At 68.3% G+C, this 24,827-nt stretch carries 22 protein-coding genes and 1 tRNA gene; 10 read left to right on the plus strand and 13 right to left on the minus strand.

Annotated features, from left to right (window positions below):
- Nucleotides 1–68 precede the first annotated feature (68 nt).
- The 4 genes from BT341_RS41175 to BT341_RS41190 all read right to left on the minus strand — a co-directional run bounded on the left by BT341_RS41175 (nt 69) and on the right by BT341_RS41190 (nt 4,733).
- Nucleotides 69–2,690 carry a fibronectin type III domain-containing protein gene (locus tag BT341_RS41175; protein WP_072481368.1) on the minus strand — a complete coding sequence of 874 codons (2,622 nt, stop codon included), beginning with the start codon at nt 2,688–2,690 and terminating at the stop codon, nt 69–71.
- Nucleotides 2,691–2,777: 87 nt separating this feature from the next.
- Complete coding sequence (locus tag BT341_RS41180) at nt 2,778–3,521, minus strand: ferredoxin reductase (protein ID WP_072481369.1); 744 nt, start codon at nt 3,519–3,521, stop codon at nt 2,778–2,780.
- A complete protein-coding gene (locus BT341_RS41185) occupies nt 3,491–4,090 on the minus strand; it encodes a sulfite oxidase-like oxidoreductase (protein WP_072481370.1) in 600 nt (199 codons plus the stop codon). The genes BT341_RS41180 and BT341_RS41185 overlap by 31 nt, the downstream gene beginning before the upstream one ends.
- 31 nt (nt 4,091–4,121) lie before the next feature.
- Complete coding sequence (locus tag BT341_RS41190; RefSeq protein ID WP_072481371.1) at nt 4,122–4,733, minus strand: pentapeptide repeat-containing protein; 612 nt, start codon at nt 4,731–4,733, stop codon at nt 4,122–4,124.
- Nucleotides 4,734–4,911: 178 nt separating this feature from the next.
- Between BT341_RS41190 and BT341_RS41195 the strand changes: the two genes are divergently transcribed.
- Together BT341_RS41195 and BT341_RS41200 are read left to right on the plus strand one after the other, a co-directional pair.
- Nucleotides 4,912–5,166, plus strand: coding sequence for a hypothetical protein (locus BT341_RS41195; RefSeq protein ID WP_003083120.1), 255 nt, complete (start codon nt 4,912–4,914; stop codon nt 5,164–5,166).
- A 1,122-nt stretch (nt 5,167–6,288) separates the two neighbouring features.
- On the plus strand, nt 6,289–7,113 hold the full coding sequence (locus BT341_RS41200) for a hypothetical protein (protein WP_072481372.1): 825 nt from the start codon (nt 6,289–6,291) through the stop codon (nt 7,111–7,113).
- A 90-nt stretch (nt 7,114–7,203) separates the two neighbouring features.
- On the opposite strand, the gene BT341_RS41205 is transcribed toward BT341_RS41200, so the two are convergent.
- The 6 genes from BT341_RS41205 to BT341_RS41230 form a co-directional block, all read right to left on the minus strand.
- Nucleotides 7,204–8,697: a carboxylesterase/lipase family protein gene (locus tag BT341_RS41205; RefSeq protein ID WP_072481373.1), complete on the minus strand. Its 1,494-nt coding sequence runs from the start codon at nt 8,695–8,697 to the stop codon at nt 7,204–7,206.
- Nucleotides 8,697–10,118, minus strand: a complete 1,422-nt coding sequence (locus BT341_RS41210; protein WP_072481374.1) for an ATP-binding protein — start codon at nt 10,116–10,118, stop codon at nt 8,697–8,699. Before BT341_RS41210 ends, BT341_RS41205 begins: the two co-directional genes overlap by 1 nt.
- Nucleotides 10,115–11,767, minus strand: a complete 1,653-nt coding sequence (locus BT341_RS41215; RefSeq protein ID WP_072481375.1) for a response regulator — start codon at nt 11,765–11,767, stop codon at nt 10,115–10,117. Before BT341_RS41215 ends, BT341_RS41210 begins: the two co-directional genes overlap by 4 nt.
- Nucleotides 11,768–11,777: 10 nt before the next feature.
- Entirely contained in the window at nt 11,778–12,704 is a 927-nt protein-coding gene (locus BT341_RS41220) for a ribonuclease Z (protein ID WP_072481376.1), read from the minus strand.
- 13 nt (nt 12,705–12,717) lie between these two features.
- On the minus strand, nt 12,718–13,287 hold the full coding sequence (locus BT341_RS41225) for an HdeD family acid-resistance protein (protein ID WP_072481377.1): 570 nt from the start codon (nt 13,285–13,287) through the stop codon (nt 12,718–12,720).
- Nucleotides 13,288–13,421: 134 nt separating this feature from the next.
- Nucleotides 13,422–15,404, minus strand: a complete 1,983-nt coding sequence (locus BT341_RS41230; RefSeq protein ID WP_425426451.1) for an RICIN domain-containing protein — start codon at nt 15,402–15,404, stop codon at nt 13,422–13,424.
- Nucleotides 15,405–15,625: 221 nt separating this feature from the next.
- Between BT341_RS41230 and BT341_RS41235 the strand changes: the two genes are divergently transcribed.
- The 3 genes from BT341_RS41235 (at nt 15,626) to BT341_RS41245 (ending at nt 18,061) form a co-directional block, all read left to right on the plus strand.
- Nucleotides 15,626–15,698, plus strand: a tRNA-Ala gene (locus tag BT341_RS41235).
- A gap of 407 nt (nt 15,699–16,105) precedes the next feature.
- A complete protein-coding gene (locus BT341_RS41240; RefSeq protein ID WP_281256045.1) occupies nt 16,106–17,200 on the plus strand; it encodes an AbiJ-related protein in 1,095 nt (364 codons plus the stop codon).
- A gap of 45 nt (nt 17,201–17,245) precedes the next feature.
- Nucleotides 17,246–18,061, plus strand: a complete 816-nt coding sequence (locus BT341_RS41245; RefSeq protein ID WP_072481379.1) for a TIGR02391 family protein — start codon at nt 17,246–17,248, stop codon at nt 18,059–18,061.
- A gap of 163 nt (nt 18,062–18,224) precedes the next feature.
- On the opposite strand, the gene BT341_RS45790 is transcribed toward BT341_RS41245, so the two are convergent.
- Entirely contained in the window at nt 18,225–18,494 is a 270-nt protein-coding gene (locus BT341_RS45790) for a hypothetical protein (protein WP_177329015.1), read from the minus strand.
- A 141-nt stretch (nt 18,495–18,635) separates the two neighbouring features.
- Here BT341_RS45790 and BT341_RS41255 point away from each other — a divergent pair, with 141 nt between their 5' ends.
- Entirely contained in the window at nt 18,636–19,832 is a 1,197-nt protein-coding gene (locus BT341_RS41255) for a tyrosine-type recombinase/integrase (protein WP_072481380.1), read from the plus strand.
- A gap of 107 nt (nt 19,833–19,939) precedes the next feature.
- On the plus strand, nt 19,940–20,236 hold the full coding sequence (locus BT341_RS41260; RefSeq protein WP_245805266.1) for an OST-HTH/LOTUS domain-containing protein: 297 nt from the start codon (nt 19,940–19,942) through the stop codon (nt 20,234–20,236).
- A 19-nt stretch (nt 20,237–20,255) separates the two neighbouring features.
- On the opposite strand, the gene BT341_RS41265 is transcribed toward BT341_RS41260, so the two are convergent.
- Both BT341_RS41265 and BT341_RS45795 read right to left on the minus strand, forming a co-directional pair.
- On the minus strand, nt 20,256–20,894 hold the full coding sequence (locus tag BT341_RS41265; RefSeq protein ID WP_177329016.1) for a hypothetical protein: 639 nt from the start codon (nt 20,892–20,894) through the stop codon (nt 20,256–20,258).
- Nucleotides 20,852–21,166 (minus strand): hypothetical protein, encoded by a 315-nt coding sequence (locus BT341_RS45795; RefSeq protein ID WP_177329017.1) that lies wholly within the window; start codon nt 21,164–21,166, stop codon nt 20,852–20,854. Before BT341_RS45795 ends, BT341_RS41265 begins: the two co-directional genes overlap by 43 nt.
- Before the next feature lie 1,384 nt (nt 21,167–22,550).
- On the opposite strand from BT341_RS45795, the gene BT341_RS44950 reads away from it, so the two are divergent.
- From BT341_RS44950 to BT341_RS41275, 3 genes are all read left to right on the plus strand, one after another.
- Nucleotides 22,551–22,874 (plus strand): hypothetical protein, encoded by a 324-nt coding sequence (locus BT341_RS44950; RefSeq protein ID WP_143168797.1) that lies wholly within the window; start codon nt 22,551–22,553, stop codon nt 22,872–22,874.
- A gap of 201 nt (nt 22,875–23,075) precedes the next feature.
- A complete protein-coding gene (locus tag BT341_RS41270) occupies nt 23,076–24,137 on the plus strand; it encodes a serine/threonine protein kinase (protein WP_177329018.1) in 1,062 nt (353 codons plus the stop codon).
- Nucleotides 24,134–24,787, plus strand: a complete 654-nt coding sequence (locus BT341_RS41275; protein ID WP_072481383.1) for an ABC-three component system middle component 2 — start codon at nt 24,134–24,136, stop codon at nt 24,785–24,787. The genes BT341_RS41270 and BT341_RS41275 overlap by 4 nt, the downstream gene beginning before the upstream one ends.
- Nucleotides 24,788–24,827: the final 40 nt, after the last annotated feature.

Genomic DNA, 24,827 nt, shown 5'->3' on the forward strand with positions numbered 1-24,827 from the left:
GCCGACCCTGGGACGCGGCCGATGCCGCGTTCTCGACATCGGCGACCGAACTTTTTTTCCGGCGCTGGTCAGGCGGCCGCGGTCGTCGCCGTGAACGTCGCCGCCGGGCCGGTTCCGGTCGCCGTCACCGCGGCCACCGTGAACGTGTACGCCGTCGCCGGCTTCAGGTTGTCGACCACCCGCGTCATGCCCTTGACCGTCGGTTGCGTGACCAGCGCGTCGCGGCCTTCCACCGCGATCGTCCGGCCGTCGGACACCGTGATCACGTAGCCGAGCACCGGGGTGTCCCCCGTCGCCGCGGGCGGGTTCCAGCGGATCGAGGCCGCCGTCGCGCTCGGGAGCGCCCGGGCGCTCGTCGGGACGCCCGGCAGCGCGCCCGGCCGCGGACCCGGCGTCACCGGCGCCGCGCCCAGCGACGGCTCACTCACGCCGTACGCGTTGCGCGCCGCGACCGTCACGGTGTACGCCGTCCCGTCCGTCAGGCTCGAGATCTCCGCGTACGCGCGCTTCGCGAAGTCAGCCGCGGAGACCGTCGTCGATTTCGTGGTGCCGCCGCCCGTCGCCGTGACGACGTAGTCCGTCACCGGGGCGTTGTTGAACGCGAACGTCGGGTTCCACGTCGCGTACAGCTTTCCCGGGGCCGCGAACGTCCCGACCCGCGACGGCGCCTCCGGCGGCGCCAGGCCGCCGACCTGCCGCGCGAGGAGGCCGCGGTAAGCCGGTTCGAGGCCGGCGTTCGCGACGATCGCCGCCGGGGCGTCGGACGGGTGCGCGAGGATCGTGTTGTTCCGCGTGATCGCGCCCTTGTCGGACTTGTCGCGGTCGCCCTGCTCCCAGTAGTTGCCCTCGATCAGCGTCGGGTCGTTGTTGCCGAGATCGTCGCGGTAGTCGACGTGCACCGTGCCGACGTTGAAGTACGCCGTGCGGTAGAGGACGTTGCCGCGGATCGTCTCGTAGGTGTTGCCGTTGTCGGTGTAGACGCCCTTGCCGAGTCCCCACTGGTCGTGGATGACGTTGCCGGTGACCTTCTCGCCGTCGTCGAGCGAGCTGCCGGTGATGCCCTGGGTGTAGATGCCGCCGCCGTCGTCGAGCATGAGCATGTAGTCGAAGATCAGGTTGTCGGAGACGGTGTTGTCGTGCGAGAGGTTCGGCGTCGCCGGCCGCTTGATCTTGTCCGGCCAGCCGCCCCAGCCGACCGAGATCGCCGAGTAGCCGACGTGGTCGATCTGGTTGTGGGAGATGGTGTTCCGCACGGTGTAGCCGTTGACGATCGGTACCCCGCCGTGGAACTCGCGCGGCAGGCCGTAGAGGTGGTTGTCGGTCACCACGACGTCGCGCACGACGTCGGCGTCGGTGTCCGTGACCGGCTTGTCCACGCCGCCGACCTGGACGCCGTTGCCGGAGATGTCGGTGAAGACGTCCCCGCGGACCTGGGACTCCTTGGTGCCGTCGATCAGGTCGAGCCCGGCGCCGCCGAGGTGCGCGAACACGCTGTCGGCGAATTCGACGCGCTGCCCGTGGGACACGGAGACGTTCGCGGGTTCGCGCGTCCACGACGCGTACGGGCAGGTACCGCCGGGCACGAACTGGCAGAGTCCCTGCACGGCCCAGCCGTTCGCGCCGGTGATCGTGTAGCCGGCCTGGATTTCGGAAAAGCCCTCCGGCGAAGACGGCGTCAGCCACGTCGCGTATGAGAAGCGCAGCCCGCGGAAGGCGACGTCGTGAATCCCCCGCGCGTCGACGAGCTTTTCCAGCACCGGCATCTCGACGTCGGCGCGGCGCAGGTCCTGGCCTGCCTTGGGCAGGTAGTAGACGACGTGCGCGGCGCGGTCGAGGTACCACTCGCCCGGGGTGTCGAGCAGCTCGAACGCGTTTTCCGCGTAGGTCGGGTGGCGGCCGTTGGTGAGGTCGGCCGGGCCGACCATGTTGACGCTGCGGCCGGGGATGTCCGGGAACAGCACGCGTTTCGTCGAGTTGTCCCAGCACGGCTGGGCCATCGTGATGGTCGTGCCCTCGGCCGCGGCGAGCGGGCAGCGCGGTTCGGTCCACTGGCCGAGGCCGTCGCGCTGGATGTTCCAGAGCGCCTCGCCGGCGGTGTAGACGAACTCGATGTCCTTCGGGTTGCGCCAGTGCGCCAGCGTGTCGGCGCTCGCGGTGTAGCCGGTTTCGGTGGCCTTGACGGTCACCGGCAGCGGGCCACGGGCCCGTTGCTCCCGGACACCGTCGACGTAGAGCTGCCGCGTGTTGTCCAGCCCGGCGGGCGCGGGCGCGGCGAACAACCCGAGACGACCGGGCACCGGCCGCCAGCCGGTGACGCGCACGCCGCCGTTCAGCTCGGTGTCGCCGCTGCCCTGCCAGATGACGCGGTGGCCGTTGCCGCCGGAGTCCCGGGCGTCCAGGCGCAGGGGCTCGCCGAGCCGGAACACTCCGGGCGCGAGGTGCACGGTGAGGTCCCGGGTGAGGCGCGGCGCCCGCTGCCGGACGAGGTCGCGTGCCTGTTCGAGGGTCCGCACGGGGTGGCGTGCGGTGCCCGGGGCGTGGTCGGAGCCGGCGGGCGAGACGTAGACGTCGCGGCTCGCGGCGTCCGGATCCGCCTCGGCCACCGGACCGGTCGTGGCGAGCAGCGCGCCCACGGCCAGCAGAACGGTCATCGCGGTGCGGCGCCGCTTCGAGCCCCACTTGGTCAGCATGGGACGAAACATAGGATCTCTACGCGCCGGTGTCGACAATTTCCCGCTCAGCGGGGCACGGTGTCACCTATTCATCGGAGGGGTCGGTCAGTCGCGGCTGGGCCCGAACCGTTCCGTGCGGATGCGGTGGGGGTCGTGGCCGAGGGCGACCAGGATGTCCGCGACGGTCTCGACGAAACCGGTCGGCCCGCAGACGAAGCAGGACGCGCCGAACTCCGCCGGCCAGCCCGCCGTGTTGAGCGTGGCGACGTCGATGCGCCGCGGGATGCCCGGGCGGCCTTCCGGCAGCTCGCGGGTGTAGACGTACGTGACGTCCAGGCCCGCGACCGGCGTGCGCAGCTCGTCGGCGTAGTACCGCTCGGCCGGGGTGCGCAGCGAGTAGATCAGCTTGAACGGCGTGCGGACACCGGCGGCCCGGCGGGCGCGGATCATCGCCATCAGCGGGACGATGCCCGACCCGCCCGCGACGAGCAGCACGGGCGCCGGGTCGGTGGGCCGCCAGACGAACCAGCCGCCGACCGGGCCGCGGATCTCGACCGGGTCGCCGATCGCGTACGGACCGGTGAGGTGCTCGGACACTTCGCCGCCGGCGACGCGCTGGACGGTCAGCTCGACGCGGTCGCCATCGGCCGGCGCGGCGAGCGAGTAGCTGCGCTGCGCGCGGTAGCCGTCGGCGGCCGTCAGCCGGACGTCGACGTGCTGCCCCGCGAGGTGGCCCGGCCAGCCGGGCAGGTCGAAGACGAGCGTGCGGGCTGTCGGCGTCTCGTCGCGGAAGCCGGCCAGGCGGGCGATCCGCCAGGCTAGTCGCCCTGATACCGCTGTTCGCGCCATGGATCCCCGTAGTCGTGGTAGCCGGCGTTCTCCCAGAAGCCCGGGTCGTCACGGGTCTTCAGTTCCAGTCCGCGCACCCATTTCGCGGACTTCCAGAAGTACAGGTGCGGCACGAGCAGCCGCGCCGGGCCGCCGTGCTCGGGGGTGAGCGGCTTGCCGCCGTACTCGTAGGCGATCCAGGCCTGGCCGTCGAGCAGGTCGGCGAGCGGCAGGTTCGTGGTGTAGCCGCCGTAGGAGTGCACCATGACGTAGTCGGCGGCGGTGTCGAGCCCGCCGACGAGCGTGTCCACCGCGACGCCGCGCCAGCGAGTGTCCAGTTTGGACCACTGGGTGACGCAGTGGATGTCCACTGTGGGCTTTTCGCTGGGCAGGGCCATCAGCTCGGCCCAGTTCCACGTGTGCTTCTCGCCGGTCTCGGTGGTGACCGTGAATTCCCAGGTTTCGGTGCGCACGCGCGGGGTCGGGCCCGCGGAGAGCACGGGGAAGTCCTCGGCCAGGTACTGCCCGGGTGGCAGGCGCGGGTTGCCGCTGCGAGCCCGGCCGTGGAAGCCCGGTGTCACGACGCCCATGCGGTGGCCCTCCTTCCCGGTCGGCCCGAGCCTACGCCCGGACGCGCAGCCCGAGCGACGTGACGAGCACCGCAGCCTGTTCGGGTGACACGATCGCGCCGGCCAGCTCGGCGTTCAGCGGGTCGAGCGCCGAGAGGTCGCTGCCGCGCAGGTCCGCGCGCGGCAGTTTGACGGCGTGCAGCATCGCCCCCGACAGGTCGACGTCGGCGAAGACGGCGTCGGCACAGTCGGCCCCGGTGAGGTCCGCCTCCCGCATCCGGACACCGTGGAAGGCGACGGCCCGCAGATCGGCACCGGCGAGGCCGGCGAACGACCAATCCCCGCCGGTGACGCGCAGCGGCCGCAGCTCGCACTCGCTGAAGGTCGCGCCGACGAGCTTGCAGCCGGTGAACTCGGCGTCGAAGAAGTCGCACCGTTTGAAGGCGCAGCCGGTGAAGGCCGAGTCCGCGTGCTGCGACGCGTTGAAGCGCACGTTCCCGAACACGCAGTCGGTGAAGACGGAGTTCCGGGTCTGTGTCTCGGAGAAGTCGACTTCGTGGAACTCGCACCGCACGTAGTGCCGTCCGGTGATTTCTTCCCCGTACCAGTCGTCGCGGACGAAGCGCTGCTCTTCGACGGGCGGATCCTGCGTGGCATCGGGCACCCGGCCAGGCTAACGGCTGGACGCGGTGCCGCTGACGCGGTGTGCGCGGCGGGCGCCGGAGAGCAACAGAAGCGGCCGAACGGCGCAATCTGCGCACGGGCGCGTTTGATCAGTCACCCGATCCGGGAATTTTCGGGACATGTCTCCTTGGCGAACCACCACCAGACGGAACACGGCCGTGCGGGTCATCACGGCGATCGGCGCGATCTTCGCGGGGATCGAAGTTCTCTACATGATCATGGTGCTGGCCGGTGCCAACGCCGGCAACGCCTTCTTCCAGTTCATCAAGTCACTGGCGGTTCCTCTCGCGTTGTTCTGGCCGGGCTTGTTCCCGGTGGACAGCCCGAGCCTGGCGGTCATCTTGGACTACGGCCTGGCCGCGGTGTTCTGGCTGGTCGTGACCGGCATCATCGCCCGCTTCGCGGGCCGGTGACGGCTGTCGTCGGGTAGCCGCGCGGGCCTCTTGCCGCCGCTGGTGTCCTTGAGGGACATCGGTCGGGGGTTGGGGGTCGCGCGGCTGCGGGTGTGCCTGCCGGAGCAGGTAACCCTGCGGCTGCGGTGGGGCCATGTCAGCCCGCGCTGCGAGCGGACTGCTGACGGCTTCCTGGCCGCTGCAGAGGTCTGGCGAGTTGGCCGTGCGGGCGTGGTTGCGGCTTGCCGAGCCATGCCACGGCAGGCTGAGCGCACGGCCGAGCCGCCGCCCGCCGGCCGGGGGTCGGCTGCGAGCCACAGGCGGCCGACGCGGGAATGGAGATCGCCGCTGCTCCGGGCTGGGCCGCACGCCGAGCCACGCGGTGGCGCGGTAGCGACAGCGATTCAGCCATGGACCGCCAGACCGAACCCGGCCCGCCGGTGGCGGACAACTGGAGGCCAGTGGGCCACTAAGCGCGGTGGCCCATTCCGGCCAGCCGATCCAGCGCGCGACAGCCAGCCGGAAGCTGAGCGCAGGTGCCCTTGGCGGATAGCCGAGTTCTCCCCACCCGGAGCCCGGCAGCCCGCCAAGCGGATCGGCTCAGGCGGACCAGCCCGGTCGACCCAGCCCAGCGACAGCCAGCCGGCCGCCGGGCACAGGCCCCCTTGGTGGACAGCGGAGTTCTCCCCACCCGGAGCCCGGCAGCCCGCCAAGCGGATCGGCTCAGGCGGACCAGCCCGGTCGACCCAGCCCAGCGACAGCCAGCCGGAGGCTGAGTGCAGGTGCCCTTGGCGGATAGCGGAGTTCTCCCCACCCGGAGCCCGGCAGCCCGCCAAGCGGATCGGCTCAGGCGGACCAGCCCGGTCGACCCAGCCCAGCGACAGCCAGCCGGTTGGGTTCAGCGAATGGCAGACAGCCGGAGTCTGGCGCTCACCCAGCTCCACCGCCCGAATCCGGCCCGCACCCGTGCGGACAGCCGAAGTTGACCACTCGCGGGCAACGCCAGCACGAACCCGTCATCCCCTCGGCGGACAGCGGAGCCCTGTTTGTCCCGGAGCACGGTGCACCGTCAAGCAGAGAGTCTCCTCACCAAGCGACCGCCCCAGAGCGGCGGTTGTCCGCCGCTTCGGCGACACTTGAGCGATGAGTGACGGCAGGTGGTTCGATGGCTGGTCGCCCTGGCCTGAGCTGGCTGGGCTCGCCGCCGCTGGGCGGTCTTTTCTTCCCCACCTTCCCGTCACTCCCGCCGCTCTTGCTCGTACCGTCACCGAACAACTCGTCGGGCGCCGGCTCACTGCCACCGTCGGGGACCGTGAGGTCGGGCTCACCCTCGCCGAACTCGACTACCCCGCTGACAGCCTTCGCCTCGCCACCGGGCGCGTGGGCGACGTCCGGATCGTCGCCCACGATGTCGACTGGCCCGAGCCCGACGCCGGCGGCGGCAGCAGCAGCATTCCGCTGCGGCGCGTCACCGTGCTCGCCGAAGATGTCCGCCTCCGGTCGCTGCCCACTCCGGCCGCCATTCCCGCTCGCGTTCAGCTGCGCATCGCCGTTTCCGCGGACGTGCTGCGCGAACGCGTTGCCGCGGTCCGGCCCGGGATCGTGGCCGCGCCGGCCGGAAACGGGCTGCTGCAGGTTCACTGGGCCAAGCACCCGCATTGGGGGCACCTGACCCTGCGGCCGCAGGTCGAAGACGACACCGTGGTGCTCCTGCCGCAGACCCTCCACATCGGACAGAAGGAACTGCGGGCGCCCCGGCGTTTCCGGCCCATCGTGCTGCCCCTGCCGGAACTCCCGCCAGGCATAACACTGACGAAAGTCGAGCCGCGGCAAGACGAACTCGTGCTCCACACAGTGGCGACCGAATGGCCGGAACGGCTTTCCCGCATTCCCCTGGCCGACCTGCTGAGCTGGCTGACGACCGCCGCGATGACGCTGACCCTGCCGAAACTCGGTACCCGTTCATGACCCCTCCTCGATGAGCCGGACACCGATCACGCTACTCGAACGCGCGTTCGAACATCATCACTCACACGGGTAGAGCGATCAAAAGAGTCGTCAGGGGACCGGAAACCAGGTCCCGGACTCCCATTCCGTGTCGCCCCAAGCCTTTCGCTCGTCGGCGCGCGGGTCGAGCACCAGATCCGTGTCCTCCCGGAAGACCAGCACCGGCCGCAGATCCGGGCCGTACGGCGGCCATTCCGGCCCGTCGGCGTCTGCCACGCCGTCCCGCACGAACCGCACCCAGCTGCGGTGGATCAGCAGCGCCGCGCGCTCGCGGGCCGGGTTCACGGCGGTCGCTTCGGCGTACAGCGGCAACGGCGTCTTCCACGCCATGGTCGTCTCGGTGCCGTGCCCACCGTCGAGCTGCTCGGGCACGCCCGGCGCCGCGATGTCGATGCGGTAGCGGTAGACGGGCGCGTGTGCGGACTGCGCGTCGGCGAGACGCTGCGTCGGAATGCCGTACCGTTCGTCCCCGAGCGCGGCGATCTTCGCCGACTTGAGGTCGGGGACGCGGCGAAGATACGTCTCCAAAAGGTGCGCAGCACCTTCGGGGCCAAGGATTTCGGAAAGCACATTCTTGGCGGGCGCGGTCGCGACGTCGTCGCCCAGCATCATCGCGTACGTGCTGCCTTCGTTGCTGTTGTTGCCGATCAGCAGCGGGATCCCGGCCGCGCTCCCCCGCCGGATCGGCTCGATCGGCACCTCCGGCAGCACGCGGGGATGCAACGTCGGCCGCCACAGCCACAGCGCCTGGAAACCGGACAGAATGCGTTCCTGTGCTTCGACGAATTCCTTGGCCGGAATCGCCCGCAACATCGAAATGTCGTGGCAGCCGATCTCGTCCAGGAACCGGCGTGCCAACGCCGTCCCGGCCTCCGGCGTCGCGACGTGGTCGGCGCCGCCGCTGCTGCTGATCGCCTGCGCGAACAACCCGGCGCCCAGCGGGCTGCCCATCAGGTTCCCGACGCTCTTCGCGCCCGCCGACACGCCGTACACGGTGATCCGCGCCGGGTCGCCGCCGAACGCGGAGATGTTGCGGCGCACCCACTTCAGGGCCTCGACCTGGTCGAGGAGTCCGCAGACGCCGGCGTCCGCTTCGGATTCGCCGAAGACGCCGCCGAGGTGCAGGAAGCCGAGCGAGCCGAGCCGGTAGTTGATCGTGACGACGACGATCCCGGCGCGGGCGAACTCCTCGCCGTCACCGAGCTGCTCGCCGTGCCCGACGCGGTAGCCGCCGCCGTGCAGCCAGAACAGCACCGGCCACCCGCCGTCGGGCGCGGGCCCTTCGGGCGTGCACACGTTGAGGTACAAGCAATCCTCGTCGCACACGGCGGACGGATTCATCGGATCCGGTGATTGCATCGCGTGCGGCCCGTACTCCGTCACGACGTGCACGCCACCCGAAAGCGCAGGCGGCTGCGGTGCCTTCCACCGCAGCTCGCCGACCGGCGGGCGGGCGTACGGGATCCCGCGCCAGACGCGGACACCGTCACCCGCCAGCCCCACCAGCGCCCCGAGCTCGGTCGTGACCGCCGGGACGGAAGCCATCAGAGCGAGGCCTGCTCGACCGTCGGCAGGCACACCTCGAACCGGGTATTCCCCGGCTCGGACTCGACGCGCAGGTCACCCTGGTGGCGTTCGACGACGATCTTCCACGAGATGTCCAGGCCCAGCCCGGTGCCTTCGCCGACCGGTTTGGTCGTGAAGAACGGCTCGAAGATCCGCGGCTTGATCTCCTCGGGGATGCCAGGGCCGGTGTCGCCGATCTCGACGCGCACCTGGTCGTTCTGGCCCCACGTCCGCAGCGTCAGCGTGCCTTCGCCCTTCATGGCGCCCAGCGCGTTGTCGATGATGTTCGTCCAGACCTGGTTCAGCTCGGCCGGGTACGCGGGGATCTTCGGCAGGTTCCGGTCGTACTCCTTCACGACGCGGACGCCGCCGCCGATCTTGCCGGCGAGCATGACCAGCGTGGAGTCGAGACCGTCGTGGACGTCGACCCACTGGTGCGGCGCCCGGTCCATCTGCGAGTACTGCTTGGCCTTGCCGACCAGCGCCGAAATGCGCGTGGTCGAGTCCTCGATCTCGCCCATCAGCATCTCGGTCTCGAGCGCGTACGCGAGCCAGCGGACCGCGCCGTCGATGAAGGTGTCGCCGACCTGCTCCAGCACGTTGTCCAGGTCGGCGGTGGTCAGCCCGGCCCGGACGTAGATGTCGGCGAGGTCCCAGCCCTGGTCGATGCCGTGGTCGTCGAACCAGTCGGTGATCTCGTCCTCGCGGTCGGCCTGCTGCATGGCGGTCAGCTTCTCCGCTTGCGCGACCTGCTTGACCAGGCGTTCCTGGACGTCGATGAGCTGGTAGAGCAGCTCGGGCTCGATGTCCTTCTTGGCCAGGAAGGCGAGCTTGTGCCGCATCCCGGCGACGCGCTCGCGCAGCGCCGCCGTGGCCCGCACGGCCGCGGCGGCCGGGTTGTTCAGCTCGTGCGTCAGGCCCGCCGAAAGTTCGCCGAGGGCGAGCAGGCGGCGGCGCGAGCCGATCACGGTGTCGCTGTTGCGCCAGCCGAGGTACATGCCCTCCAGCAGGTGCGTGGCCATCGGGAACCACCGGCGGAACTCGATGGCGAACTCGTTCGCCGGCAGCGCCAGCAGCGTGACGTCCGACAGTGCCCGCACCGACGCGCCGTACCGGTGCTCGGCCTCCTGGTGCACGAAGAACTGCGTCGCGCCGAAGTAGGCGCCGCGCTGGTCGGACCGGTTGGTCTCCACCTCGGTGCCGCTGACCAGGCGCGTCATCCGGATCGCGCCGCCGAGCAGGACGTAGAAGCAGGTCGCTTCGCCGCCTTCGCTGATGATCGTGGAGCCACCCTCGTGCTCCTCGAGCACGGCGTTGGCGGCGACCCAGTCGAGCTGCGCTTCGGAAAGGTGTTCGAACAGGAAGAGCCCGCGAAGCTCTTCCCGCGGCAGTGCGCTCATTGTTCCTCCAGGTACCGGTGTACCAGCGTCACGGCCATCGCGCCCTCACCGACCGCGGACGCCACCCGCTTGACCGACTGGGACCGCACGTCACCGGCCACGAACACGCCCGGGATCGACGACTCGAGGTAGTACGGATCACGGTCGAGCGGCCAGCCCGCCGGCCGCTGCCCGTTCGCCATCAGGTCCGGGCCGGTGCAGACGAAGCCGTGGTCGTCGCGCTGGAGGCCCTCGCCGAGCCAGTCCGTGCGCGGGGCGGCGCCGATGAAGATGAACAGGTGCCCGGATTCGACCGTTTCGGTGACGCCGTTCTCGCACAGCGTGATCCGCTCGAGGTGGTCGCTGCCGTGGACCTGCTTGACCGTGGTGTGGGTGCGGACGTGGATGTTGCCGATGCCCGCGATCTGCTCGATCAGGTAGTGCGACATGGACGCTTCCAGCGACGCGCCGCGCACCAGGATCGTGACGTCGCTGGCGTGCCGGGAGAAGAACACCGCGGCCTGCCCGGCGGAGTTGGCGCCGCCGACGATGTAGACGTGCTCGCCCTTGCACTCGGGCGCCTCGGTCGCCGCCGAGCCGTAGTAGACGCCGCGGCCGGTCAGCTCCTCGACCCCCTCGGCCTCGAGCGCCCGGTAGGTGACGCCGCTGGCCAGGATCACCGAATGCGCGGCGATCTCGCTGCCGTCGCCGAAGGTGACGACCCGGGACGAGCCGCGGGCTTCCAGGCCGACGACGTCACGGGCGGTCAGCACCTCGGCGCCGAACTTCTGCGCCTGGCGGCGCGCGCGGTCGGTCAGCTGCGCGCCGGAGACGCCGTCGGGGAAGCCGAGGTAGTTCTCGATCCGCGAACTCGTCCCCGCCTGGCCACCGGTCGCCTTCTTCTCGACGAGCACCGTGCGCAGCCCCTCGGACGCGCCGTACACCGCGGCGCCGAGGCCGGCCGGGCCGCCGCCGATCACCACGAGGTCGTAGAACTCCTGCGCCGGGCGCGTGGACAGGCCGACGGCGTCGGCGATCTCGCTGCCGCCGGGCTGCTTGAGGACGGTGCCGTCCGGGGTGACGACCACCGGGATGTCCGCTTCAGTCGCGTCGGCGGCCTGCAGGATCCGGCGGCCCTCTTCGTCGTCGACGGAGAACCAGCGGTAGGGCACCGCGTTGCGCGCGAGGAAGTCGCGCATCTGGAACGACGGGGAGTTGTATCGGTGGCCGATCAGCTTGACCTCCTCGACCGGCCGGTCGCCGACCGCCTTCCAGGTCTCGACCAGCGCGTCGATCACCGGGTAGAGCTTCTCCTCCGGCGGGTCCCACGGCTTGAGCAGGTAGTGGTCGACGTCGACGACGTTGATCGCCTGGATCGCGGCGTCGGTGTCGGCGTAGGCGGTCAGCAGAGCGCGGCGCGCGTGCGGGAACAGGTCCATCGCCTTCTCGAGGAAGGCGATCCCGTCCATCTGCGGCATCCGGTAGTCGGCGAGGATCGCCGCGACGGCGTCGCCCCGCAGCTTGATCTCGCGCAGGGCGTCGAGGGCGTCCGGGCCGGAGTCGGCGCGGATGACGCGGTAGTCCTTCCCGTAGCGCCGACGCAGGTCGCGGGCGACCGAGCGGGACACGGCGGGATCGTCGTCGACGGTCATCAGGATCGGCTGGCTCACGACGTGCAGCCTACGGCGCGGGGTGCCCGCCTGGGGAGGACCGCCGTTTCGGCACCTGGACCCGCTCCAGGTCCTCGGCCACCACGATGTCGCCGTCGAACTCGGCTTTGGCCTCCTCGAGAAAACGCGCCGGGTCGGCGTAGCGCTGCGAGAAGTGCGTCAGCACGAGCCGGCGGACGCGGGACTCCGCGGCGACGCGCGCGGCCTGTTGCGCCGTCAGGTGCCCGAAGTCGCGGGCCAGCTGGGTGTCCTCGGCGAGGAACGTCGCCTCGATGACGAGCAGGTCGGCGTGTTCCGCGAGGGCGTACACGTTGTCGCACAACCGGGTGTCCATCACGAACGCGAAGCGCTGACCGGGCCGGTGCGTGCTGACGTCTTCGAGCGTGACGTCGCCGAGACGCCCCTCGCCCTGCAGCCGGCCGACGTCCGGGCCCTCGATGCCGCGTTCCTTCAGCCGCTCGGGCAGCATCGTGCGGCCGTCCGGCTCGGTCAGCCGGTAGCCGAACGCCTCGACCGGGTGGCTGAGGCGCCGGGCTTCGAGGGCGAACTTGCCGGACGCGATCGGGCCGTCCTCGGCGATCGGGTGTTCGCGCAGGTCAGCCGTCTCGTAGAACGCCGTCGCGTGCCGCAGGCGCTCGAAGTAGTGCGCGCCGGAGGCCGGGAAGTGCGCGTGGACGGGGTGGCGCACCTTGTCCAGCGAAAGCCGCTGGATGACGCCGGACAGGCCGAGGCTGTGGTCGCCGTGGAAGTGCGTGACGCACAGGCGGGTGACGTCGGTCGCCGCGACGCCGGCGCGCAGCATCTGGCGCTGCGTGCCCTCGCCGGGGTCGAAGAGGATGCCTTCGCCGTCCCAGCGCAGGAGGTAGCCGTTCTGGTTGCGGTGGCGCGTGGGCACCTGGCTCGCGGTGCCCAGCACCACCAGTTCGCGGGTCGACACCCCCGCACGCTACTCAGGCGGCCGGGGTGGTGTCCCCGAGTTTGCGCAGCCGGAACGCCAGCACCAGCAGCATGATCCCGTAGATCAGGGCGTAGACGCCGACCAGCAGCGCGATGCCGAACGCGCCCGCGATCGGGTTGATCACGATGAGGATGCCGGCGAGCACCGAGATCGCGCCGGCCGCGATGAGGAACGCCTCGCCGTGGATCTGCTTGCGCAGCCGGACCGCCGCGGCGATCTCGGCGATGCCCGTGACGATCGCCCACAGGCCGACGAGCAGGGCCAGCAGCAGCACCGTGATGCCCGGCCAGACCAGCACGAGGATGCCGGCGATGATGCCCAGCGCACCGAGGATCCCGTACGCCGCGCGGTGGGCGGCGTCACCCGGGCGGAACGCCTGCACCAGGCCGCCGATGCCGTCGATGATCGCGTACACGCCGTACAGGATCGCGAGGACGAGCACGGTGGCGCCCGGCCAGATCAGCGCGAAGAGGCCGAAGAGCACGGCGAACACGCCGCGGACGGCGGCGATCGGCCACGCGCGGCGGGGTTCGACGACGGAGAACGCTGCGAAGGAGGTCATCTGCCGCTCCCGGATCGTTGGGGACCTCAGTATCGCGGCGATTACCCAGCGTCGGCTCCCCGAACACCCCGTTCGGGGGTATCCACAAAGGACCGGCGTGCGCCGCGGCCGCCACCACGGCGCACGCCGGTTGCTCAGGGGTAACTCACCAGGTCGACGGCTTCGGTCCCGGACGGCGTGGCCGGGCCGGTGTTGTTGATCACATGGGTGATCGTGCCCTGGTGGTTCAGCGACACGGTCACCATGTCGTGGAACCGGGCACCCCGCGTGTTCGGCGCCTCGAACGCGTGAGCGCCGACCACGGACGGGTTGGTGCTGAAGTAGCAGTAGCGGCCCAGGCCCCACGCCTCGTGGCCGGTGACGTCCGGGCCCACCCGGTAGGCCGAGAAGCCCGGCGTGGAGCCGTTCATCCAGCTCGGCTGGTTCGGCACGTCGTAGGGCATCTCGTTCTGGAAGAAGGACGTCCGGCCGCCGTTGCCGTTCCGGACGACCTGCGTCTTCTGGTAGTGCTCGACGAAGAGGCCGTAGGCGTTGTCGGCGGCGTGGTCGGCGCTCGAACCGGCCGGACCGACCTGCATGAGCGTGGCCGAGTCGGTCGTGCCGGCGTCGACGAGCAGGCCGGCGATCTGGACGCCGTTGTCGGGCGCGAGCGTGGCGATGCCGAGCCCGAGCACGACGGTGTCCGGCCGGGTGACGTGCAGCGCCTGGTTCAGGTGGTAGACCCCGGGCGTGACCAGCAGGTTCTTTCCCGCGGCGAGCGCGGCGTCCAGGTCCGCGGCGGTGGTGCCGGGCTTGGCGGTGAAGAACTGGCCGATCGGGATCGACGTGCCGGGCGCGGCGCCGTTCGCCCAGGTCGTGCCGGACGCGCTGGTCCTGGTGGCCGGCACGAAGACCTGGTAGTTGCCGGTGCCGTCGAGGTAGAGGAACGGCTTCTCCCGCACGACCGGCGTCTGGCCGACGGTGGTGCAGGGCGGCGCCGGGAAGGTGTTGGCGGGCACGCCCTGGACGCCGGCGAAGACCATGTTCCAGTTCGAGCCGTTCCAGCTGCCGAACTGCGAGGTGCGGGAGATCCACTGCTGCTGCGAGCCGGAGCGGACCTGGCCGTCGACCTTGCTGTCGGAGATCCAGCCGCCGCTGGCCCAGCCGCCGTCGTCGAGCTGCAGGTCACCGCGGACGTCCATGCGCCGGTAGGGCGCGGCCTGGCTGACCGCCCACCGGTCGGCAGCCCCGTTCGGGTTCACGGACAGGTTCTCCGCGCCGCGCCAGAAGTTCTGGGTGGCGTTCTGCGGCGGGAACCAGCCGGCCTCGACGTGCACGGCACCGTTGACCGTGACGGCGTCGGGGCTCAGGCCGAGGCCCAGGACCTGCGTGTAGAAGCCCACGTTGACGTCGTTGGCGTAGGTGCCAGGCTTGAACATGACGGCGTAGCGCCGGCTGCCGAACTGGTTGCGTTCCCGCTGGCTGAAGATGCTGTTGAGCCGGCTCTGGATGGTGGAGCTCGGCGTCGACGGGTCGAAGATCACGACGTTCGGGCCGAAGTCCGGCCGGCTCGTGTCGACCGGGGTGAGCGTGAAGGACTGGGCGGCGGTGCCGTCGCAGGTGTACTGGAGCTGGACGGAGTCGGCGGTGGACGCGCCGGGGACGTCGAGGCACTTCCCGCTGTTGCGGCTGACGAAGCGGTACCGGCCGGCGCCCTCGTCGACGGCCTGCCACTGCTGGTTGGCGCCGTTCGAGCAGGACCAGAGCTGGACGAGCCCGCCAGCGGCGGCGGAGATGCCGGTGACGTCCCCGGCGGCGGCCGGGTTGGTGCGGGCGTTCACGCCGTCGCCGGTGGACTGGAACTGCCGCTGTTGCGAGGCGGTCTGGTTGCAGGAGTACTGCTGGACGACGGTCCCGTTGGCGGGCCCGGCAGCCCGCGCGTCGACGCACTTGCCACTCCCGGCGGCGGTGACGGTGTACCAGCCGTCCGGCGTGACCGCGGCGTGGGCTCGCGTGCCGGCACGGTGCCGGCGACCAGGGCGAACGCCGCCGAGAGCAGCGTGACCACCCGCCGTCCCGTCTTCATGCGAACCTCCTCTGCCGCACCGGGCGGCATCCGCAGGAAACGGCAGAGGCATGCCCGGGTCTGGGAGTAGACGCCGCGTAACGGGCGGGGACCTCGGCGTCACAACCGCGCCAAAATGTAACGGCGGCCACACCCGGAGTCAATACACGACTAAAAATAAGGTGTAAAACCGCAGGTGATGAGGCTGGAGGCGATGCGGGGACCCCCGTGCGGAGGGGTGCCGGGCGGGGTGTACTGTATGGCCATACGAGATGCGGAGTTCACCTTCGCTCCGGGGCTATGGCGCAGCTGGTAGCGCACCTCACTGGCAGTGAGGGGGTCAGGGGTTCGAGTCCCCTTAGCTCCACAGTGACGAAACACCGCCCACCGGATCTAAAGGTCCAGGTAGGGCGGTTTTTTCGTGGTACCGGATCTTGAGTTTCGTCATGAAGAAGTTCAGCTACCGGCCGGTAGCTGGGGCAAAACTGGGGCACCGCGCCGGTGGCGGCGAAATGGGGTCACGAAAAGTGCCCCAGCAGCGTCCCCCGAATAGGTGAATCTGAAAGGCGCTCTTGGACCCGCGCCGACCATGCTCCGTCCGGGCTACCGTCCCCGCCTCTCGCGCCTCTCGCCGACCTGAAGCAGCCGGCGAGAACTGTCGGTCCCCTTCCCTACTCTTATGGAGGAGTCGACCGAAGTTCGTTCTGAGGAGGCAGGAAGTGAGCTCGAGCTCGTGGTTCGCCTGCGAGGTGCACTATCGCTGCTGAAAACCGCATCACCGAAGTCACCCGCCGCCGGCTCGTCAACGGCTTGCGGACCACTGCCTGGCACGGCCTCCTCGACGAGATCGATTTCCTCGAGCGCCTCTACGACCTCAACGCCCTGCCTACCCACGATGATCGCTTCCCCACGGCCAAGGGCGACATCATCCAGCACCGCTGCAACAACCCCGAAGACTGGGACGACGACTGGATCTTCCATGACTCGCGATTCGGTCTGAAGGACGACGATGCCTCACTCCTCCGGTTCCTCGCCGAGATGCTGCACCCCGACGTGCGCCTGGACTCCGACGAGGTCCAGAAGCTACGGACCTTCGTAAATGAGACACTGGTCCACGACGGGTACGAGCTTGTCGAGGTCGACGCCATCAGCGGAGCACCAGTCTTCGCCGCGCACCGAATCGGCACAGGCGTGCCCGGCCCCGTCAAGAACCTGATCTTTGCCGCCATCGGCCCAAAACCGGAGATCGTTCTCAGCGACGCCCTGAACAACGACGTCCTCGTGGTCAAGAACGGGGAGAACTGCCTGACTTACGATCGACCGCTGCGGGCGAACGGGCTCACCTGGGCCGAGCTGACCAGCTGGTGGGCTGCCCTCACGCACATGTCGGTCACCTCTGAACGCGAGGTATCACTCAACCTGTACCGGAGGCTGCAACGATCGCTCGGCGACAACGAAGCAGAGTCGCGAGTCCTCCGCACCTACGCGGAACGCTACGGTCGCCTGGGAGCTGCGATCCCGGCGCTGATCCCGCAGGTCTACCTGCACTATGACCCGTACACCCGTGCCCACCACCGCTCCACAGGTGTCGCCGTACCACTTCCACGTCAGCGCATGGACTTCCTGCTGCTATTTCCCCAAGGCATCCGAGTTGTGATCGAATGCGACGGAGTCCAGCACTACGCCAACCCATCCACCCGACGAGCAGACCCACGTCGTTATGCCGAGATGGTGGCGGAAGATCGCGAGCTGCGACTTCGCGGATACGAGGTCTACCGCTTCGGCGGCGACGAACTCACCGACACACAGACGAACCAGCAACGTCTAACCACCTTCTTCGACCGACTCGCGGACCGATACTCAGTCTGAAGCAGACGCACGCCAGCCGACGAACCCGGGCAGGAAGGACGACCCGTGCCGCAACACCACAGCCCTTGGGACAGTCAAGCCATTGAAGGCGTCGCTGATGTACTTGGTGAGACTCGGACGGGACTGTCCGGTCCCCAAATCGGCAGCTTGCTCGCCGAGTTGCGTATTCCCGACCCGCTCGACGGGCATACCAAGCGGCTCCGGCTCCGCGTCGCTCTACAGAACCGGCAAGATCGAGACGGTGCCTCGAACTGCATAATCGCGTTCATCACCAAGGCGATGGCGCCCGTACGGTACCGAGACAATCCCGGCTTACGAACGCTCCGCCAAGACGCTCTGAACGAGGTGCTCGTCTACGAAGGACTTCGAGTCAACGATGAGGGCAAGATCGCCCGCGGGCCGAAGGCAACCACGCTGAGCCAAGCCGCCCAGCACGCCAACAACCTGCGAAACGAACTTCGACGGCGCAGCACGCACCCGGACGTGCTGCTCTACTGCACCGCTGAACTCCTGATGAAGAACAGCTTCCACGCCAGGCTTGAAGCCACCAAGAGCGTCTTCGACAAGATACGAGCCCTCACCGGCCTCAGCGGCGACGGCGCAAGCCTGGTCGACGCTGCACTTGCCCTCGGCAGGACGGGCACACCCCGGCTAGCGATCAACAGCTTGGCGACCCAGACCGAGAAGGACGAGCAGACCGGCTTGGCAAACCTCATCAAGGGCCTATCGAGCATGTTCCGAAACCCAGTTGCTCACGATCCGCGGCTTCACCGCACCGTCACCGACGACGAGCTACTCGAGGTCATGACCACACTGTCGATGGTTCATCGACGACTGGATGCAGGAAGTCTGCTTCCCTGAACTCTGATGTGCTCTAGCCCGCACTCGTGGCAGTTGTGAGTCGTTCTGTCTCCCTTAGCGCAACCGGCCGGAGTTAGGAGGGACAACACCACCTCGCTCCCAGCGGAGTCGTCATGCGCACAGATCAGCACAGCCTCTCAAAGGGCTCGACCTTCAACGGCCCTCACCAGCCAAATGTGACTCCCGACGACGACATTAACGACGACGAAGCGGCACCGCCAGCAAAGCCCGCGCCGCTGTTGTACACGCCGGCAGCTGCAGCCGGGCGGTTGACCATCGGCGAGTCCTGGCTCCGGCGCAAGCCGGCCAGCGCCTCATCCCCTGCACCTTCGTCGGCAAGCACCTGCGCTTCACCGAAGACGACCTCCGCGGCATCGTCGCCGCCGGCCGCCGCGGACCGAGTAACCGCGACCAGAGCACCCGACCAGGGCACCGTCGTCGTTCTCGGCGCTAGCACCCCGATCCGGTCACACAACGAGGTTCTTCGCCGAATCAGCTTCCCCTCTGTCGCCTATGGAGCGGTCCTGGACACGCACCACCACGCGACCCCCTCACCACAGCGCAGGAGTTCACCGTGCCCTGGACCGAACCCGCCGGCGACGACACCTGGCGAGTCCGCTACCGCCGCACCGACGGCACCAAAGGCGCCATCTCCGGCTTCCCCAACGCCACCGCCGCCGAAGACCACATCACCACGATGCTCCACGAACAACGCACCGGAACCTGGATCGACCCCGAAGACAGCCGCACCACCATCGCCGAATTCGCCCCCGCCTGGCTCGACTCCCTCGACATCGACCAACGCACCGAAGAGAACTACCGCAGCTTCCTCAAAGTCCACATCCTCCCCCGCTGGGGCACCACCGCCTTCGCCGAACTCACCAACCTCAGCATCCGCACCTGGGAGAAGAAACTCCGCGCCTCGGGCCTAGCTAAGACCACGGTCGACAGCATCATCAAATGCTTCTCGCTTCTCCTCTCCGACGCCGTGCCGGAGAAGCTGATCGCGGCCAACCCCCTCGTCGCCCGCCGTCGCGGACGCCGCCGCCGCGCGCAGCGCACCCCGCGCAAGATCTGGGGCGAACCCGCCGAGGTCCTCCACGTCGCCGATCAAGCCGCGCTCAAGTACGGTCCCTGCGGCGCCGTCCTCATCGTCACTGGTGGCTGGACCGGAGCCCGCTGGGGCGAACTCACCGGCCTCGACCGCGACAACGTCCACCTCTACGACGACCACACCGGCTCCATCTATCTCGACCCTGACGTTGGCGCTCTCCACGAACCCTGCAGCGGCCCGCTTTATCTCGGCCATCTCAAAACCGACGAGTCCGAACGCACCATCAGCCTGCCCCCATTCCTCGTCCGCCTCCTGCGCTGGCACCTGACCACCCACAACCACCGCCAGGTCTTCGTCACCCCCAACCTCGAATGGCACCGCCGCAGCAACTTCTCCCGCCGGGCCTTCCGCCCCGCCGCCGACGGCAACCTCCACATCCCCAACCCGGCCATCCGCCTCCAACCAGCCAAACCCGGCCTCACCTTCCACGGCCTCCGCCACAGCCACAAAACATGGATGATCGACGACGGCATCCCCGAAATCGCCCAAGCCCTCCGCCTCGGCCACGTCCTCCAAGACAAAGTCCAAGAGACCTACTCCCACGTCGCCGCCGCAGTCGAACAACGCCTCCTCGACAGCCTGCAAGCCCGATGGGACAAAGCAGTCGCCGACTCCGAAACCACCGCTGTAGACGCAATGTGGCGCGTATGCGCATGAGATAGTGAAATAGCCTAGGCTCGGCCTATCACGACGCCGAGGCGGTTTCGATCGGTTCGACCGAGAACCTCACTTACCCCCACGGCCCGACCGCACCACTGGAAGCTGTGCCCAAGCCGAAAACCGCCATGGCTGCCGCACAGCTCAAGGCAGACACCGCGCTGGTGAACCAGCTGCGCATTGCCGTCGAGGCTGCCTCCGACGACGACGGCTGGGCTCCGATCGCCTCCGTGGGCAACATCACCAAGCAACGCCCGGATTTCAACTCCCGCAACTACGGATATGCCAAGCCCAGCGACCTGATCACCGCGACCACACTGTTCGAGCTGGATCGCCGCAGCCCCGGCGACGGCAAGCCAGCCGTCATCTACACCCGCGACAAGTATCGCCAACCTGATGAGTAAGGCCAGCCGCTCCCACTGGTTATGCCCATACCTTCCACTCGTCGCTGAACGATTGCCAGGGATGCGGTCCGGAGTCGTGGCGGTCGATCAGCCGCGAGACGCCTTCAGCCCACATCGGGAGGTCTGCCATCTCGAGCAGTAGCCGCCGCTGCATCTCGGCCCAGCGCAGCTCGATGGTTCGAGTGCCGCGGTGCGCCCGAAGTACGACCTCGTCCGGCTGGAGGGTTTCCTGATCGCGAGGGAGTACCCACTCCGCGGCGAGACCGACATCGTCCAGCGCGGCGAGCAGTGGCTCGCTGGACATCGTGACGAAGTACATGGCGTAGTCGGTGATCAGCCGCGCGCACAACGCGGGTGACAGTGGGTAGATCGACCACGGAGGCATCGTCGGCGAGCGCGCCACGAAGTCATCGCTGCGCGCCCAGACCAGATGCCCGACGTCCAGGATGCGAGCCCGTTTCACGGCCTGGCGGTGTTCGGCGGCCGTCCGGTCGATGAATTCGCGTTCTGGCCACAGTTGGTAGCCGCGCACGATGTCGGTCGCCACTAGTGCCCGGCCGCCAGGAACCTTCATCCCCTGGACGCCACGGTCGTGGGCGAGGTCGAAGGCTGTACTCAGCAGGTCAAGGTGCGTCTTATACGGGATGTCGAGCGGCACCAGTCGGCCCGGAAGGTCGCCCGGCAGCGGTCCACCGGAGCGGATCGCCTCTTCAGCCATTGCTTCGCGACGCGCCGGCACCCTGCCCGATGTTCCTGGACCTCCAGCACTCGTGCGAGCAGGTCCTGCTGGAAGTCGTAGAAGTCCTCGGCACTCCGACATCGCCGCAACGCGGTGATCAGCCGCACCAGGGTGCCGACCCCGTCCTGGTGAATCGGGTGTCGGAAGATCTGGTTCGTTCGCTCGAGCGGCATGTCGTTGAGCAGCGGCACCAACGCAGCCTCCCATGACATCGCCGAGCACCAGGTCAGTCAGCTCGCCGCGCCGCACCAAATCCGGCCGAGACGGCTCTGAACAGGGAGAATGGGTGCAGCGAGTTCTGCGCGATGAGTCGATCTTGATCGGGGTCGAGGTGAACGGGACCTCGCCCCTTCGCGAACCGCGTGCTCCGATATCCTCCGCAGCGACGCGCCACTGACCGGACGATGCCCGACGCCACGGCTGGGAAGCCGCTCGTCGTTGTCGACGACGACCGCGAAAGCCTTCTGAACAGTGCGTTTGACACTCCAACCTCAAGAACGGGCTGAGACGGAAGTGCCGCTCGGCAAGCTCGCGCCCCGCTGTTGCGAGAAGACGCGTCATCGAAGCATCGACCTCGTCTGTGGCGGCCGACGAGGGTAGCCGGCACCCCGCCGAACAGGGCTTTCACCTCAGAACGTCGCGCTCCGCCGAGCCGTGGGAGACGGTAGGACGACGTCGACGGCACGATAAGGCGACTACCAGGGCGTTCACGGAGGCCAGGTATCACGCAGTGTCGCGGGCTGGCACAACAGCAACGATGGCCGTCCTTTGCGGACACTCGAGGCACGTCGACCAGGGACTTTAGGCAGCGGCCGTCCGGTGTGGATGCGCTCTGAGCAGCAGTTCCGGACAGTTTTGACCTCCAAGCGAGGGGTTGCACTGCATCTCGCGTCTGCTCCGGTCCCTCGACGACCAACGATGTCCGATTTATCCGGAATTCTTAACCCCGCCTGCTTGTGCTGCTCAGAGCCTATTGTCGGCGCGGCCGATGTCGACGGCATGGCCCCTGGCCTGGATTGATGCGTTCCGGCGACGCGTTCCCGAGGCGTTGCGATGGTCACGTCCGTGAGCGGCGGAAACAGGAGCGACCGGCGCCAGAACGAGTGTTTTTGCAGGTCAACAGGGGTGCGGGCGACCCTGGTCCCAACAGGCACGATCCGCTCAAAATCGGTGACGCAACTCACCTTCGAGAGGCAGCCTGACCGAACAGCGTGCGTTGCCGATCGTCCGCCGCGGTCCTCCATGATGGAAAGGCCCCGGCGAGAGCGGTGACAGGCCACCACCAGCGTTGCTCTCGCCCCCGGCACGTCGACAGCCCTCAACCGCTGACACCCAACTGGAGTGACCACCTGATGTCCGCATTCTCGCTTTCGGGGCTGATGCCGCCTCGCACAACGTGTGGTGCCGCACCCCGCGCTCAGATCATCACCCTCAGCGTCCTGGCCGTATTCGTCGTCGTGATGGTCGTGCTGGGCCAACCGCTCACCGTCGCTGCCGGTGTCGCGGGATGGCTGGTCACAGTGACGGCCCCGGCCCCAGCCACGAGGCGGAACAAGCGACGGAACGAGGTCTGATGTGACGACGATGAGCATTCCTCCAACGCAAGGCAAGCCGATCAACGGCCGCGGAGAAGCGTGGCGCCCAGATGCCGAGCTGCTGCGATCGACCTTGGTGCGGCTATGCGAACGGCCTGTCTCCGGTGCGATCTGGTCGCCGACGCTCCTAGCCTTCGAAATGCGCCTGCCGATCACCGAGGTAGAACTCGCCCTCGATCCTGGCCGCCAACGCGACCGCGCCTCGAAGCCGGAACTCGCCACCTGGTCGGTCTACGAGCAACTGCCCTCTCGCGGCCGGCTCGTCACCGCTAACGACGTAGCTGCCATCTTCCCGTCAACCTGACCGGAGCTACCGCTCCGCTTCTGGCTGCGAGGCACTCATGACCTGTTCGAGCACAATCGGGTTACACGACCTCAGTCGAGCGCTCGCGTGGAGTGATCAACGGTAACGTGGTGCGCCGATCACCCGATGCGCTAAACGGCACGGCGCGAACTCGGTCGAGTCGTCGTCGGGTCGTCCTCGACCAGTTGGAGGTGGCCGCCGATGTCGCAGGATGCTGTCGCGGTGGCCCCATCGCTGGCAGGAGTAACCGCCGGTGAGGCACGCATCAACTTCGCGGCGCATCAAGCGCGGGCCAATGCGCAGGGTGCCCGGCAGGATTTCGAAGAGATGATCGGCCAACTGGTCCGAGCTGTCCGCCCTGGTGTGGTCAAGATGGTCGCGGCGAATCCCGGCGACTGGGGTATCGACGTGTTCATTGGGGACCTCGGAGGTTCCGTGACCGTCTGGCAGTCCAAGTACTTCATGCCGGAGGTCAGCAAAAGCCACCAAGCGCAAATCCGGGAGTCCTTCGACTCGGTGGTCGCAAACGCCGCAAAGGAGGGCTTCACGCTCACGCAGTGGATCCTTTGCGTTCCGTCAAGCATGGATGGTCCCACAACGAAGTGGTGGAGCACCTGGAAGCGAAAAAAGGAACGCGATTTCGGACTGGTGATCGACCTCTGGGATGAGACAGAGCTGCGCAGCTTGCTGATCTCTCCCGATGCGGAGACGGTGCGTCGGCACTACTACGAGCCCGCCCAGGCGACACGGCCGGAAACCTCCGTCGTCGGCCTCGCCGACGAGGACGCCGAGCGGCTAGAAACAGCTCTATTCGTTCGACAATTGCGGGAAGCTGGGCATGTCGAGGTCACGTCGTCCAAGCAGCAGTTCTTCAATGCCGAACTACTGGCACGCGAGATCGTGGACAAAGGCGTTCCCGCCGAAGTCGCCGCGCTGTCCTCTGCCGACGCAACCATCCACGGCGTCTGGGAAGATCACTTCAACGAAGCTTGCCAAACCGACGAGAGCCCTCGTCTGGCCGGCTTGCACAAGTCCGTCATGAGCGAGATCCGTGCCCAGCACGCAACCTTGAGCAGCGGCCTTCCCTGTGGTCCTGTGCACACCTGTGGGCTGATGCATCGTGTCGTTGACAACCGCCGGGCAGGTTGGGTGCGGCACTGGCGTCAAATCGCCGACGAGCACGTACGGAGCGACGGGGAACAATCACAAGACACCACTACCGCTATCGCACTCAACGGACCACAGCCGGCGAGCCCCTCGTGACCGCCCCTCACGTTCTCAGTTCAGATGCGAGCCGCCCCTTGCCGGTCGTCGTTCCGGAGGACGACGTCGTCTTTCGTCTCGCTCAACTACTGCTCTTGCTCGCATCATTGCAGCGTCAACAGCAGCCTGGTATCTCGCTTGAGCGGCTAGGTTGCTACGACTTCCTCGTCGCCAACCCCCTGCTGGTACTCACGGACGAGGACGACGTCGATCGTAAACGGCTGTTGATGGCTGGCTTCGACGGTCGTGCGTTGAGCTACGCCAGCCCGGCGCACCGTTTTACCACCCGGCGAGAACGACTTCAGCACGACTTGGCGCTACTGGTCGCCTACGACTTGGTTTCCCCCTCCGTCAATAGGAGTGTTCTCTACGCGGTCACCCCGGCCGGTCAGGACCTCGCCGGAAGGTTCACCGCGGTATACGCACGGTCCTATCGCTTGTCGGCGGAGATACTGGTCCGCCGCCTATCGCGCTTGACCGACAAGCGCCTCCGCGAAGCGGTACGTACGTGGACCACGGTAGGACGCGACACGCCACGCCCCGAAGCGCTTGACCTCCTTGACGCCGTCGACCTCCTGCACGACGACGCAGATGCGCAGCGGTTCACGAACACCGCGACGTCACCGCCAACTGACGGACAACTCACATGAGGGCCCCAAAAGAGCCCGCCGCCAATGGAGCCCCGCAAGC

Source organism: Amycolatopsis australiensis (assembly GCF_900119165.1).
Classification (GTDB): domain Bacteria; phylum Actinomycetota; class Actinomycetes; order Mycobacteriales; family Pseudonocardiaceae; genus Amycolatopsis; species Amycolatopsis australiensis.

What these genes read in the sequence shown, in the direction of transcription:
- BT341_RS41270 (WP_177329018.1), top strand. Translation starts at nt 23,076, where the DNA reads ATGTCGCAGGATGCTGTCGCGGTGGCCCCATCGCTGGCAGGAGTAACC.
- BT341_RS41205 (WP_072481373.1), bottom strand. Translation starts at nt 8,697, where the DNA reads ATGGCTTCCGTCCCGGCGGTCACGACCGAGCTCGGGGCGCTGGTGGGG.
- BT341_RS41200 (WP_072481372.1), top strand. Translation starts at nt 6,289, where the DNA reads ATGAGTGACGGCAGGTGGTTCGATGGCTGGTCGCCCTGGCCTGAGCTG.
- BT341_RS41225 (WP_072481377.1), bottom strand. Translation starts at nt 13,287, where the DNA reads ATGACCTCCTTCGCAGCGTTCTCCGTCGTCGAACCCCGCCGCGCGTGG.
- BT341_RS41230 (WP_425426451.1), bottom strand. Translation starts at nt 15,404, where the DNA reads ATGCCTCTGCCGTTTCCTGCGGATGCCGCCCGGTGCGGCAGAGGAGGT.
- BT341_RS41180 (WP_072481369.1), bottom strand. Translation starts at nt 3,521, where the DNA reads ATGGCGCGAACAGCGGTATCAGGGCGACTAGCCTGGCGGATCGCCCGC.
- BT341_RS41175 (WP_072481368.1), bottom strand. Translation starts at nt 2,690, where the DNA reads ATGCTGACCAAGTGGGGCTCGAAGCGGCGCCGCACCGCGATGACCGTT.
- BT341_RS41185 (WP_072481370.1), bottom strand. Translation starts at nt 4,090, where the DNA reads ATGGGCGTCGTGACACCGGGCTTCCACGGCCGGGCTCGCAGCGGCAAC.
- BT341_RS41210 (WP_072481374.1), bottom strand. Translation starts at nt 10,118, where the DNA reads ATGAGCGCACTGCCGCGGGAAGAGCTTCGCGGGCTCTTCCTGTTCGAA.